Annotated in this window: 15 protein-coding genes; 6 read left to right on the top strand and 9 right to left on the bottom strand. The window is 55.3% G+C overall.

The features are described 5' to 3' along the window. Positions 1 to 6 precede the first annotated feature (6 nt). From JTI98_RS02265 to JTI98_RS02255, 3 genes are all read right to left on the bottom strand, one after another. Positions 7 to 1,014 carry a luciferase-like monooxygenase gene (locus JTI98_RS02265; protein WP_216081887.1) on the bottom strand — a complete coding sequence of 336 codons (1,008 nt, stop codon included), beginning with the start codon at positions 1,012 to 1,014 and terminating at the stop codon, positions 7 to 9. 80 nt (positions 1,015 to 1,094) lie between these two features. Beyond that, the gene (locus JTI98_RS02260; protein WP_044328770.1) at positions 1,095 to 1,991 is read right to left on the bottom strand and encodes a U32 family peptidase; all 897 of its coding nucleotides are present in this window, start codon (positions 1,989 to 1,991) and stop codon (positions 1,095 to 1,097) included. After that, positions 1,982 to 2,977: a peptidase U32 family protein gene (locus tag JTI98_RS02255; protein WP_042998275.1), complete on the bottom strand. Its 996-nt coding sequence runs from the start codon at positions 2,975 to 2,977 to the stop codon at positions 1,982 to 1,984. Before JTI98_RS02255 ends, JTI98_RS02260 begins: the two co-directional genes overlap by 10 nt. A 220-nt stretch (positions 2,978 to 3,197) precedes the next feature. Between JTI98_RS02255 and JTI98_RS02250 the strand changes: the two genes are divergently transcribed. After that, entirely contained in the window at positions 3,198 to 3,722 is a 525-nt protein-coding gene (locus JTI98_RS02250; protein WP_042998274.1) for an SCP2 domain-containing protein, read from the top strand. Further along, positions 3,716 to 4,219: a GNAT family N-acetyltransferase gene (locus JTI98_RS02245; RefSeq protein WP_042998273.1), complete on the top strand. Its 504-nt coding sequence runs from the start codon at positions 3,716 to 3,718 to the stop codon at positions 4,217 to 4,219. The genes JTI98_RS02250 and JTI98_RS02245 overlap by 7 nt, the downstream gene beginning before the upstream one ends. Here the strand turns inward: JTI98_RS02245 and JTI98_RS02240 are convergent. Then, a complete protein-coding gene (locus JTI98_RS02240) occupies positions 4,206 to 4,508 on the bottom strand; it encodes a GIY-YIG nuclease family protein (RefSeq protein WP_044263627.1) in 303 nt (100 codons plus the stop codon). The genes JTI98_RS02245 and JTI98_RS02240 overlap by 14 nt on opposite strands. Before the next feature lie 52 nt (positions 4,509 to 4,560). Here JTI98_RS02240 and JTI98_RS02235 point away from each other — a divergent pair, with 52 nt between their 5' ends. Beyond that, positions 4,561 to 5,004 (top strand): YhbP family protein, encoded by a 444-nt coding sequence (locus JTI98_RS02235; protein WP_058587524.1) that lies wholly within the window; start codon positions 4,561 to 4,563, stop codon positions 5,002 to 5,004. On the opposite strand, the gene yhbO is transcribed toward JTI98_RS02235, so the two are convergent. After that, a complete protein-coding gene (gene yhbO / locus JTI98_RS02230) occupies positions 4,984 to 5,502 on the bottom strand; it encodes a protein/nucleic acid deglycase (RefSeq protein ID WP_042325142.1) in 519 nt (172 codons plus the stop codon). The genes JTI98_RS02235 and yhbO overlap by 21 nt on opposite strands. Positions 5,503 to 5,630: 128 nt before the next feature. On the opposite strand from yhbO, the gene JTI98_RS02225 reads away from it, so the two are divergent. Both JTI98_RS02225 and JTI98_RS02220 read left to right on the top strand, forming a co-directional pair. Further along, entirely contained in the window at positions 5,631 to 6,272 is a 642-nt protein-coding gene (locus tag JTI98_RS02225) for an NAD(P)H-binding protein (RefSeq protein WP_044255906.1), read from the top strand. A 69-nt stretch (positions 6,273 to 6,341) separates the two neighbouring features. Next, entirely contained in the window at positions 6,342 to 7,379 is a 1,038-nt protein-coding gene (locus JTI98_RS02220) for a permease (protein ID WP_216081886.1), read from the top strand. 96 nt (positions 7,380 to 7,475) lie between these two features. On the opposite strand, the gene dolP is transcribed toward JTI98_RS02220, so the two are convergent. From dolP to JTI98_RS02200, 4 genes are all read right to left on the bottom strand, one after another. Further along, positions 7,476 to 8,051 (bottom strand): division/outer membrane stress-associated lipid-binding lipoprotein, encoded by a 576-nt coding sequence (dolP, locus tag JTI98_RS02215; protein ID WP_042998268.1) that lies wholly within the window; start codon positions 8,049 to 8,051, stop codon positions 7,476 to 7,478. A gap of 9 nt (positions 8,052 to 8,060) precedes the next feature. Beyond that, positions 8,061 to 8,651: a DnaA initiator-associating protein DiaA gene (gene diaA, locus JTI98_RS02210; protein WP_023246631.1), complete on the bottom strand. Its 591-nt coding sequence runs from the start codon at positions 8,649 to 8,651 to the stop codon at positions 8,061 to 8,063. Positions 8,652 to 8,816: 165 nt separating this feature from the next. Then, on the bottom strand, positions 8,817 to 9,212 hold the full coding sequence (locus JTI98_RS02205) for a YraN family protein (RefSeq protein WP_044263617.1): 396 nt from the start codon (positions 9,210 to 9,212) through the stop codon (positions 8,817 to 8,819). Next, complete coding sequence (locus JTI98_RS02200; protein ID WP_216081885.1) at positions 9,170 to 11,224, bottom strand: penicillin-binding protein activator; 2,055 nt, start codon at positions 11,222 to 11,224, stop codon at positions 9,170 to 9,172. Before JTI98_RS02200 ends, JTI98_RS02205 begins: the two co-directional genes overlap by 43 nt. A gap of 64 nt (positions 11,225 to 11,288) precedes the next feature. Between JTI98_RS02200 and rsmI the strand changes: the two genes are divergently transcribed. Further along, on the top strand, positions 11,289 to 12,146 hold an 858-nt coding region (gene rsmI / locus JTI98_RS02195), incomplete at its 3' end, for a 16S rRNA (cytidine(1402)-2'-O)-methyltransferase (RefSeq protein ID WP_044327325.1).

Raw genomic sequence — 12,146 nt, 5'->3', positions numbered from 1 at the left:
CAAAAACTACCCCACTAACTCTTCTTTCACATCCATCGCCAGATCAAACGAGTGCAGACGCGCCTGATGGTCAAAAATCTGCCCGTTAACCATGATCTCGTCCGCCTGGGTTTCACGCAGAATAGACTCCAGTCCGTGGCGTACTTTCGTTTTATCACCCACCAGCGACATGCTCAGCGCCTGTTGCACACCATACTGTTCTGACGACGACCAGAACTGATCCATATTTTGAATCGGCGCCGGGAGTTGGCCCGTTTCGCCACGCCGCAACTTGACGAAAGCCTGCTGCATCGAGGTGAAAAGATACTCTGCATCACGGTTACTGTCGGCGGCAATGATGTTGATGCACACCATTGCATACGGTTTTTCCAGCCGCGCGGATGGCCGGAACTGCGTGCGGTACAGATGCAGCGCCTGGAACAGCATATCCGGTGCGAAGTGGGAGGCAAAAGCGAACGGCAGGCCAAGCTGTGCGGCTAACTGCGCGCTATAGAGGCTGGAACCTAACAGCCAGACCGGGATCTTCTCGCCGTAGCCAGGCACCGGGCGCACCTGCGGATTTGGATCGCGTGCGTCAAACCAGTCCACCAGCTCAGCGACGTCGCGAGGGAAGTTATCGATATCGCCGCCCATATGGCGACGCAGGGCTCGCATTGTCGGCTGGTCGCTGCCCGGCGCGCGGCCCAGGCCGAGATCAATGCGTCCCGGATAGAGCGTATTCAACGTACCGAACTGCTCGGCAATGACCAGCGGTGAGTGATTGGGAAGCATGACGCCGCCGGAACCGAGGTGCAAAGTCCGGGTGTTGGCGGCCAGATAGCCGATCAGTACCGACGTTGCTGCACTGGCGATACCGATCATGTTGTGGTGTTCCGCCAGCCAGTAGCGGTGGTAGCCTCGTTTTTCCGCGAGGCGGGCGAGATCCAGCGAGTGCGAGAACGCCTCTTTTGCTGAAGATCCGTCAGGAATCGGTGCCAGATCCAGCACCGAGAAAGGAATGGTTTTGTCAGTCATAACGGCTCACTTTGTTACCAGTTAATCTTTTCATACTGCATTAAAGATTAGTTAATGTTGTTAACAAAGTGAGCTATTTATCAGGACTGCAGTTCGAGACCCGCCAGCCGTTTCCAGTAGCCATTGCAGTCGCTGTGCGCGGTAAGCGGCAACGGCGCGTGCCCCGTTTCGTTGGCGCGGAAGGCGTCAAGCATCGCGAATGTCTCGGTTCCCAGCGGTGACAGACGCACAATATCCACCAGTCCCTGCATTGACGTCAGTTCGTTCCCCAGATTGTAGATATAGCCGCTCATGGTCTGAATGCCATTGAGGACGAACACCTGTTGATTCTCCTGGGAGAGCACGTCGCGGCCATTCGGGTACTTGATGCAGCAGGTTTCGCATTCATCTTTCGGCCGGTCTTCCGAACGAGCGGTAAAACAGCGAGCGGAGTAAGCCAGCGGCAGATGCCCGTAGCTCAGGACTTCCACTTCAAACTGCTGGCGAATCCCCAGTTCATCACACTGATTGAGCAGGTTCACCAGCCAGTCGCGGGACAGTTCTACCGGCATGCACCAGCGCACCATTCCGTGTTTGAGCAGCAGGCGCAGCGTGACCGCGTTGTAGCAGTTCAGCGCGTGTCCGGCGACAAACGGGAGTTTGCGGTCGGCGCACATATTCACCACGCCAAGATCGCTGGCCTCCAGCAAAAAGTCGCCGTTTTCGACATAACGCTTCAGCTCATTCAGCTCAGAAGAGGCTTGTACCAGCGCCAGCGTTGAAAGTACCACCTGCTTACCGCTACCGGCGAGCGACTTCGCCATATCCAGCCAGTCGCCGACTTTCGTGGCGCGGCGTTTGCTGCACACCGCTTCACCGAGATAGATAACATCCGCGCTGCTGGCAGCGGCCTGCTGATAAAAGTCTTCCAGCGTCTCTTTCGGCCAGTAGTAAAGCACCGGCCCTAAGGAATATTTCATTGCTTTTCTCACTGCCATTTACGGTGATACGCGCCAAGCGTCGTCTGAGTGCCTTCGGACATCGCGCCGAGCGTCTCCATCCAGGCTGCTTGCGGCGTATAGTTTTGCGGGTCGGCCACACAGCGGTCGATCGCCTGACGCCACACTTTCGCGACCTGGCTGACATAGGCCGGGCTGCGCTGACGGCCTTCGATTTTCACCGAGGCAATATTCGCCGCCAGTAGTTCCGGCAGCAGTTCCAGCGTGTTCAGGCTGGTTGGTTCTTCCAGTGCGTGGTAACGCTCACCGTCAACCAGGTAACGCCCTTTACACAGCGTCGGATAACCGGCGTTTTCCCCATCCTGATAGCGGTCGATCAACACTTCATTCAGACGAGATTCCAGCCCCTGTGGTGTCTGCTGCCAGCGTACAAAGCGGGCAGGGGAACAGGCGCCTACTGTATTAGGAGATTCACCGGTTAACCAGGACGAGAGATAACAGCGACCTTCCGCCATAATGCATAAACTGCCGAAAGCAAAAACTTCCAGCGGCACCGGCGTCACGCGGGCAAGCTGTTTCACCTGATGAATCGAGAGCACGCGTGGCAGGACGACGCGGGCAACGTCAAAATTGCGGTGATAAAAGTTGATCGCTTCTTCATTTGTTGCCGAAGCCTGAACAGAGACATGGCGCTCAATATGCGGATAACGAACTGCGGCATACTCAAGCATCGCGAGATCGGCAAGGATCAGCGCATCCGCACCCAGTTGCGCGGCCATATCCACCGCGCGCTGCCAGCGGGCATAACCATCTGGATGCGCAAAGGTGTTAATGGCGATGTGCAATTTGCGGCGGTGTTGATGGACAAAACTCACCGCTTCCTGCAATTTCTTCTCGGTAAAGTTAAGGCCGGCGAAGTGGCGGGCGTTGGTATCATCTTTAAGCCCGATATAAACAGCATCAGCGCCGTTTTCGATGGCCGCCTTAAGCGCCGGGAGATTTCCGGCAGGGCAGAGCAGCTCCATAATTTATCCTGAAGATTGCGCCGCCTGGGACGCATAATTGTTAACGAACAAGGATTTTAGTTAACCTTGCTGCGACAATTTTTGATTTAAGGCAGTTAAAGTCGTATTGATATCAGTAATAAAGAGGTAGAGATTTCGTACGCAATTGTTGATTTACGCCGCTATGTCGTTTATCTGATATGGCAAAATAGCAGGATAATTGAAACAGGGAGTAAAGCTCGTGTTAGATAAGCTGCGTTCACGCTTAGTACATTTCGGTCCGTCTCTGATGAGTGTGCCAGTTAAACTGACGCCCTTTGCACTGCAACGCCAGGTTCTGCAACAGGTCCTGAGCTGGCAGTTTCGCCAGGCCCTGGCAGACGGTGAACTGGAATTCCTGGAAGGCCGTTGGTTAAGCATTACGGTTCGCGATATCGGCCTGAAGTGGTATACCTCGGTCGAGAATGACAAACTGATCGTCTGCGAGGATGCGCAAGCCGACGTGAGTTTTAGCGCTGATGCCAGCGATCTGTTGATGATCGCCGCACGTAAGCAGGATCCGGATACGCTCTTCTTCCAGCGCCGTCTGGTGATCGAAGGGGATACGGAGTTAGGGTTGTATGTGAAAAACCTGATGGATGCCATTGACCTGGAGCAGATGCCCAAAGCGTTGCGTGTTATGCTGCTGCAACTGGCGGATTTTGTTGAGGCGGGCATGAAATACTCGCCAGAAACCAAACAAACATCGGTAGGTGAACCATGCTGATTCGAGTAGAAATTCCCATTGACGCCCCCGGCATTGATGCCCTGCTGCGTCGTTCATTCGAAAGCGATGCGGAAGCGAAACTGGTTCACGACCTACGTGAAGATGGTTTTCTGACGCTCGGTCTGGTCGCCACCGACGATGAAGGTCAGGTGGTGGGTTATGTGGCATTCAGCCCCGTCGACGTGCAGGGCGAAGATCTGCAGTGGGTTGGTATGGCACCGCTGGCGGTAGACGAAAACTATCGTGGACAAGGTCTGGCCCGCCAACTGGTTTATGAAGGACTGGATTCACTCAATGAATTTGGCTATGCCGCCGTGGTCACCCTGGGCGATCCGGCACTGTACAGCCGTTTTGGTTTCGAACTGGCGGCCCACCACGATCTGCATTGCCGCTGGCCAGGCACGGAAAGTGCGTTCCAGGTGCATCGCTTAGCGGATGATGCACTAAGCGGCGTCACGGGACTGGTCGAGTATCACGATCACTTTAATCGTTTTTAAGCGTCGGGGTTTGCAGGTCATTCAGTAATGCTGCAAACCCTTCGCCTTCTGCGACAAGTCGCTCTTTCTGCCGCTTGGTGAGGCGTTTGACCCGGTATTCTGCGCGTAGCGCCAGTGAACGGTCGCCAACCGGCGCGGAAAATGCCAGCGTCAGTTCCCCTTTCCCCCGTAGCGCTTTCGCGCCTTTACCACATTGATGCTGCTGGTAGCGGCGTGCCACGTCGGTCGTGATCCCGGTATACAGGGCATTGTCGGCGGTGCGGATCAGATAAAGATACCAGGGTGTCATCGTGGCCTTCGGCGTGTTACGTTTCTGTCATCCAGTATAAAAGAGAACCGAGATGGAAACACTCACTGCGATCAGTCGTTGGCTGGCGAAACAACACGTTGTGACCTGGTGCGTGCATCGCGAAGGTGAACTGTGGTGTGCAAATGCGTTTTACCTTTTCGACGCCAAAAAGGTCGTTTTTTATGTGCTGACGGAAGAGAAAACGCGTCATGCGCAGATGTCCGGACCGCGAGCGCCCGTTGCCGGAACGGTAAATGGTCAACCGAAAACGGTCGCATTGATTCGCGGCGTGCAGTTTAAAGGCGAGATTCGTCAACTGACCGGGGAAGAAAGCGACGCGGCACGACAGGCCTATCTTCGCCGCTTCCCGGTTGCCAGAATGCTGTCCGCGCCGGTATGGGAAATCCGCGTGGATGAACTCAAGTTCACCGACAACACCCTGGGTTTTGGCAAAAAATTAGTGTGGTTACGTCAGTCAGGCACCGAGGATGCGTAATGCTTCGCGATTGAACGCCGGCAGATCGTCAGGGGTACGACTGGTCACCAGTTGGTCTTTATCTACCACCACTTCCTGATCGTAAAATTCTGCACCGGCGTTTTTCACGTCGATAATGATCGGTTTAACGGCGGTCAGTTTACGCCCGCGAATCACATCGGCACTGATCAGCAACTGTGGTCCGTGACAGATGGCGAAGACCGGTTTACCCGTGTTCACGAAATCGCGCGTAAAGGTGACGAAACGGTCATCACCGCGAAGGTAATCCGGTGAATGGCCGCCAGGTAACAGCAATGCATCGAAATCGGCCGGACGCACTTCATCAATCGCTTTATCAATCGTGACGCTGGCTTCGCCTTTTTTCCCTTTTACGGTTTTACCTGCCTGTTTTTCAATCGTAATAACCTCATGCCCGGCCTGACGAAACTCTGCTGCGGGTGAGGTGAATTCTGAGTCCTCAAACTCGTCAGTGATTAAAACGGCAATCTTCTTACTCATGCTTCCTCCGCTGGATCTGCATTGGATAAGGCAATTTTTCCCTGATGATGGATAATTACCTTGTGAACTACTAAGCCTGGTCGATAGGGCTGAGGGTGCAAGGCGGACAATTCTGGAAAGGAGTGAGGATGAGTCAAGTACTGATTACCGGGGCGACCGGGTTGGTTGGCGGACATTTATTGCGGATGTTGCTTAATGAACCGAAGATCCATTCCATTGCCGCGCCAACGCGACGTCCGCTGGCGGATATGCCTGGCGTCTATAATCCCCACGATCCGCAACTGACCGATGCGCTGGCGCAGGTCACCGATCCTGTCGATATTGTTTTTTGCTGCCTGGGCACGACCCGCCGTGAAGCGGGCAGTAAAGAGGCGTTTATCCATGCCGACTATACGCTGGTGGTCGACACCGCGTTGACCGGTCTCCGCCTGGGGGCGCAGCATATGCTGGTGGTGAGTTCGATGGGGGCCAATGCCCATTCGCCGTTTTTCTATAACCGCGTAAAAGGGGAAATGGAGGAGGCACTGATTGCGCAAGATTGGCCAACGCTGACGATTGCGCGTCCGTCGATGCTGCTCGGCGATCGGTCAAAGCAGCGGATGAACGAAACCCTGTTTGCACCGTTGTTCCGGTTGCTGCCGGGCAACTGGAAATCGATTGAGGCGCGGGACGTGGCGCGCGCGATGCTGGCGGAAGCGCTGGCGCCTGAACATGACGGGGTAACAATTCTGACATCGTCTCAACTGCGGGAAAAGGCGGCGTCAATATAGCATTTCCAAACATTTCCCAAAGGCGTAGTATTCACCGGCAAAATTATCTAACACTCCCTGGGGAATGCTATGGCTGGTCAGTCTTCGTCTCAGGCGGCAACACCGTTTCAATGGTGGAAACCCGCTCTTTTCTTTCTCGTCGTCATTGTTGGTCTCTGGTATGTGAAATGGCAGCCTTACTACGGTAAAGCCTTCACCGCCGCAGAAACACACAGTATCGGAAAATCTATTCTGGCGCAGGCCGATGCGAACCCCTGGCAGGCAGCCTGGGACTATGCGATGGTCTATTTCATTGCGGTCTGGAAGGCAGCGGTATTGGGGGTGATCCTCGGTTCGCTGATTCAGGTTCTGATCCCGCGTGACTGGCTGTTACGCACGCTTGGACAGGCACGTTTTCGCGGCACGCTGTTCGGTACGCTTTTCTCTCTGCCCGGCATGATGTGTACCTGTTGTGCTGCACCGGTGGCGGCGGGGATGCGTCGCCAGCAGGTTTCGATGGGCGGTGCGCTGGCATTCTGGATGGGGAACCCGTTGTTAAACCCGGCGACGCTGGTGTTTATGGGCTTTGTCCTCGGCTGGCATTTCGCGGCGATCCGTCTGGTCGCTGGACTGGCGATGGTGCTGGTAGTGGCGACGCTGGTACAAAAATGGGTGAAAGAGCCTCCACAGACTGAATTGCCGGTGGAAATCACGCAGCCGGACGAGCAGGGCGGGTTCTTTGTTCGCTGGGGTAAAGCGCTATGGATGCTGTTCTGGAGCACCATCCCGGTCTATATTCTGGCAGTGTTGGTACTGGGTGCGGCGCGCGTCTGGCTGTTCCCTCATGCCGATGGCGCTATTGATAACAGCCTGCTGTGGGTGATTGCGCTGGCGGTAGCCGGTTGTCTGTTTGTGATCCCAACTGCCGCAGAAATCCCGATTGTGCAGACCATGATGCTGGCAGGAATGGGAACTGCGCCTGCGCTGGCACTGCTGATGACATTACCCGCCGTCAGCCTGCCGTCGCTGATCATGCTACGTAAAGCGTTTCCGGCAAAAGCGCTGTGGCTGACCGGTGCGCTGGCGGCGATTTCGGGTGTGATGGTGGGAAGTATTGCGTTGATATAAAACAGGAATGCCGGGGGCGCTTCGCTTGCCCGGCCTACGGTCGTACATTCTGTAGGCCGGATAAGGCGCTTACGCTGTCATCCGGCACACAACGACTTACTTGATAAACGTAAACGCCGTGGTGACGCGCTTCACGCCGCTGACCCGGCTGGCGATATCCGCCGCGGCTTTGGCTTCACGTTCGGTCACCAGGCCTAACAGGAACACTTCACCGTTTTCGGTTGTCACCTTCACGTTGGAAGATTTAACCTGGTCGCTGGTCAGTAACTGAGAGCGTACTTTGGTGGTGATCCAGGTGTCGTTTGAGGCGGTGCCCATACCAATCGGCTCACCCTGACGGATCTCGTTATAGACTTCGGTGGTACCATCGACGCCCATGGCAATCTGTTTGGCGCGTGAGGAGAGCTCGCTATTCGGCGACTGGCCGACCAGCAACACTTTACCTTGATAAGCCGTCACGTTAATTCGCGTTTCTTTCTTGATCTGTGCATCTTTCGACAGCGCACTGTTGACGCGCAGTTCCAGGGTTCCATCGTCCACCTGAGTGCCTACGCTACGTGGATCTGTTGCTGCTTTGGTACCAACGGCGGCGGTTCCGACAACAGCGGCGGCCACACAACCTTGCAACAACAGAGCAGAAATAAGGACTGCGATTGGCGATAAAGCCTTCATGTGTACTCCTTAATCATCCTGGTGGGGGAAAAGCGTGTTATCGATCAGATCGCACAGGCAGTTTACCGTCAGCATATGCATTTCCTGAATGCGTGCGCTGTGATGCGAAGGGATGCGGATCTCAACATCCTGTGGCCCTAACAGTCCAGCCAGTTCACCCCCGTCATATCCGGTCAATGCCACAATCGTCATGTCTCGCGTGACCGCTGCTTCCACGGCCTTCACGATATCGCGGCTGTTACCGCGCGTCGAGATGGCCAGTAAGACATCACCCGCATGACCCAACGCCCGAACCTGTTTTGCATACACTTCGTCATGCAGGCGGTCGTTGGCAATCGCTGTTAAGACCACATTATCCGTATTTAGTGCAATCGCAGGTAAACTAGGACGTTCTGTTTCAAAACGGTTGATCATGCTGGCAGCAAAATGCTGTGCGTTGGCAGCGGATGTCCCATTACCACAACAGAGAATTTTGTTGCCATTGAGCAGTGAATGAACCAGCGTCATGGCGGCACGAGAGATAGCATCCGGGAGGGCTTCTGCCGCGGCAATTTGCGTTTGAATGCTTTCGGTAAAGCAGACTTTGATTCTGTCTAACACGCTAATCCTTAAGAGCTAATCCATCAGGCTATTTTATTTGCCATTTGGACCTGGGCGGTGCTCCCACTCTTCACGTACGACATGTACGCGCCGGTGGTTCCGCGCTGTCCGTGTCCAGACTGGCTGCAACAATATATGCCCAATGGGTCTGCTCTGAATCTTCAATTATGAGCAGTCGGTAAAGGCATTTCTCAACCACTCAACGTCATTTCCGGTGAAGGCTAACACATCGAACCGGCAATCCACAGTATCAAAACTCCCATTGTGGCGCGCGAGCCACAAACGGGCGGCCTGTAATACTTTGCGTTGCTTGCTGTGCGTCACACTGGCAGCGGCGCCACCGAATGCCGCAGAGCGTCGGTAGCGGACCTCAATAAAGACGGTTGTCTTGCCATCACGCATAATCAGATCAATTTCGCCGCCGCGTTCACGCACGTTGGCGGCGATAAAATGCAGTCCCTTGCGCTCAAGCCAGCGACGCGCGGTGGTTTCCCACGCGTCACCAGTCTGCTTGCTCGTTAACTGGCGGGGACGATCTGCCCTTGCTGGTACTGGAGCCATGATAACTTCCTGTTAATCACACAGTCCTGACTGGCGGTCAGCGCGCCGGTATTCCCATTAATTTCAAAACCCTGCACCTGACGCATCTGGGAGAAATGGTTGGCCAGCGACCAGGCATCGACGCCCATTGCATACATGCGCGCCAGCGAATAGTCGTTATGCACGGCACCGAGTGCCTGCTGCATCAGCGACGGGTTCGCGCCTGCCAGCATTGGGATCTCGCTGTACTGCAGGCCATCCATTTCCAGACGGAAGTCTGGGCCGGCATTCCCTTGCGCGCTGCGTGAGCTGGCGTAAAGCGTTGCACCGCTCTGGCTACCGTTGCGCATGGCGATCATCGGCTTGATGAAGGCTATCTCATTCGGGGTTGCCAGAATATAGACGGCGTCCACGCGACCTCCGTTACCGCTGATTTGCGCATCCGTTGGTGGGGCCGGGATGGTTAAATTGCCAATAGTGACGCCAGGTTGAGACGGCGTGCTCGCGGCAACAGGGCTACCGGTTAAGGCAATGCCGGAACCGCCGTTAACGCCCATACGCAGTTCCGCCGTTGAGCCAAATTTCTGCTGCAGCACCGTACCGCCTCCCAGTTTTTGCCACTCCTGGGCAAAGGCGTTAGCAACACGATCGCCAAGCGCGCTACGCGGGATCAGTAGCAGCGGCGACTGTTTACCCTGTTCATGAATATGGCGCGCGGCATCACGCGCTTCATCTTCCGGTGAGAGAGCGAAGTAACAGATGTTTGCCCGACTCTGTACCGATTCCGGCTGGTTAAGCGCCAGTACGTTCAGCGGGGTGTTGCTTTTGACCAGTTCGTCGACATTGTTTTTCAGCAGCGGACCGACCACGATGCTCGCGCCATCCTGCTGAACCTGCGCCAGGATCTGATCGAGCGGTTGGGCGCTGGTATCATAAATTTTCAGTTCTGCGGAAGGATTTGCCGCCGCGCTTGCGGTGGCTGGCTGCGCCGACGTAGCCTGCGGCGCGCTGACCGGAGCAGGCTGATCGGCCTGCTGTTCGTCCGTCAAATCACTCACTGACGCCTGAGAAGGGCTGGCGACGCCATCTGTCAGCTGCGGCTGCGGGTCTGCTGGCGTTGTGGCCGCAACCGGAGTCGGTTGCGCGGTGGGCTGCGTATCGACCGGTTGCGTACCGAGATTTTTGGCGGCTTCAAAGCCTTGTTGAATGGTGCGACCAAACACCGCAGCCTGACCATTTAGCGGCAGCAACAGGGCGATTTTGCTGGTGGACGCGGGCTTAAAGCTCTGTACGTTAACCAGTTGGGTTGGCAGCATTTTTGCGCCTGGATTCTGCGGATAGCGTTTTTGCCAGTCGGCAATACCTGCTTTCATCATGTCTGGATCGCTGCGGTTATCAAACCAGACGCGTTGCAGATCCAGCCAGCCCTGCAATACGTTTTCATCGGCGTTGATCACCAGAGCCTGGGCCTGCTCCGGCGTCATTGACGACAGCGCCTGCCAGGTGGCGTCGATGTTTTTCTGCTTATCCTTCTCGCCAAGCAGCGGTTCCTGAGCAATCAAGGCGCGCAGCAGTGAGAGTGACGGACGGTCCTGGCTGGCGTCAATCTGCGCCTGCCAGTAACGAGCCTGTTGATTTTGCTCGAAATCAGACGGGGTAAGCTTTTCCAGCAGCGACTGCGCGCCGGTAAAATCTTTCTGTGCCAGTTTGATTTCAACGGCTAACAGCGACTGTTCCCGGCGCTGGGAATCATTCAGATCCTGCGGCAACTGATTAAACAGTTCGATAGCCTGCTGGCTTTTGCCTTCTTTAAGCAGTGCACGAATGGCGAGTAATTGCCAGTTGGTCTTGCTATCATTTGCGCTTTGCTGCATCTGTTGCAGATAAAAGCCGGAATCAGCTTGCGCTGTGCCCTGCATATGGGCAGTGCTCTGATCGGGCGCCTGGGTGCCACAGCCGACGAAAATCAGGGCTGCCAGAACGATGGGCAGACAGCGCGCGGCTTTTAAACGAGAGAATGTTAAGGGTACCATACTGTATCCAGTGATATTTTTTATACGCAATGCTCAATATTAAATCGGCAATACGGACGACACAATGACACAACACGAATCGGCGGAGAATTCTCGCGGCCAACTCTTTATTGTACCTACTCCAATCGGGAATTTGTCTGATATTACCCAACGTGCGCTCGAAGTGTTACAAGCCGTTGATTTAATTGCCGCGGAAGATACTCGTCATACCGGATTATTATTGCAGCATTTTGCGATTAATGCCCGACTGTTCGCCCTTCACGATCATAACGAACAGCAAAAAGCAGAAACGCTGGTAGCGAAGTTGAAAGAGGGGCAGAACATCGCGCTGGTTTCTGATGCCGGGACGCCGCTGATCAACGATCCGGGTTATCACCTGGTGCGTACCTGTCGTGAGCAAGGCATCCGTGTGGTGCCGTTGCCGGGCCCCTGTGCGGCGATTGCCGCGTTAAGCGCGGCGGGTTTGCCGTCCGACCGCTTCTGCTATGAAGGTTTTTTACCAGCGAAATCAAAGGGACGCCGTGACGCGTTGAAAGCTATTGAAACCGAACCGCGCACGCTGATTTTCTATGAATCCACCCATCGCCTGTTAGACAGTCTGGAAGATATGGTCGCAGTGTGGGGCGAATCCCGTTATGTGGTGCTGGCGCGCGAGCTGACCAAAACCTGGGAGACGATCCACGGCGCACCGGTAGGTGAACTGCTGGCGTGGGTGAAAGAAGATGAGAACCGGCGCAAAGGCGAGATGGTACTGATTGTGGAGGGGCACAAGGCGCAGGAAGATGACCTGCCTGCCGATGCTTTGCGCACTCTCGCACTCTTACAGACCGAGCTGCCGCTAAAAAAAGCGGCAGCGCTGACGGCAGAAATCCACGGCGTGAAGAAGAACGCGCTGTATAAGTACGCGCTGGAGCAGCAGGGG

Origin of the sequence: Citrobacter sp. MGH 55 (assembly GCF_016906145.1) — a bacterium.
Lineage (GTDB): Bacteria > Pseudomonadota > Gammaproteobacteria > Enterobacterales > Enterobacteriaceae > Citrobacter_A > Citrobacter_A amalonaticus.
This window is presented reverse-complemented; position numbering and strand designations above follow the sequence as displayed.

Excerpts from the sequence above, each read along its gene's own strand:
- JTI98_RS02265 (WP_216081887.1), bottom strand. The coding sequence starts at position 1,014 with ATGACTGACAAAACCATTCCTTTCTCGGTGCTGGATCTGGCACCGATT.
- JTI98_RS02260 (WP_044328770.1), bottom strand. The coding sequence starts at position 1,991 with ATGGCAGTGAGAAAAGCAATGAAATATTCCTTAGGGCCGGTGCTTTAC.
- JTI98_RS02255 (WP_042998275.1), bottom strand. The coding sequence starts at position 2,977 with ATGGAGCTGCTCTGCCCTGCCGGAAATCTCCCGGCGCTTAAGGCGGCC.
- JTI98_RS02245 (WP_042998273.1), top strand. The coding sequence starts at position 3,716 with ATGCTGATTCGAGTAGAAATTCCCATTGACGCCCCCGGCATTGATGCC.
- JTI98_RS02240 (WP_044263627.1), bottom strand. The coding sequence starts at position 4,508 with ATGACACCCTGGTATCTTTATCTGATCCGCACCGCCGACAATGCCCTG.
- JTI98_RS02235 (WP_058587524.1), top strand. The coding sequence starts at position 4,561 with ATGGAAACACTCACTGCGATCAGTCGTTGGCTGGCGAAACAACACGTT.
- yhbO (WP_042325142.1), bottom strand. The coding sequence starts at position 5,502 with ATGAGTAAGAAGATTGCCGTTTTAATCACTGACGAGTTTGAGGACTCA.
- JTI98_RS02225 (WP_044255906.1), top strand. The coding sequence starts at position 5,631 with ATGAGTCAAGTACTGATTACCGGGGCGACCGGGTTGGTTGGCGGACAT.
- JTI98_RS02220 (WP_216081886.1), top strand. The coding sequence starts at position 6,342 with ATGGCTGGTCAGTCTTCGTCTCAGGCGGCAACACCGTTTCAATGGTGG.
- dolP (WP_042998268.1), bottom strand. The coding sequence starts at position 8,051 with ATGAAGGCTTTATCGCCAATCGCAGTCCTTATTTCTGCTCTGTTGTTG.
- JTI98_RS02205 (WP_044263617.1), bottom strand. The coding sequence starts at position 9,212 with ATGGCTCCAGTACCAGCAAGGGCAGATCGTCCCCGCCAGTTAACGAGC.
- JTI98_RS02200 (WP_216081885.1), bottom strand. The coding sequence starts at position 11,224 with ATGGTACCCTTAACATTCTCTCGTTTAAAAGCCGCGCGCTGTCTGCCC.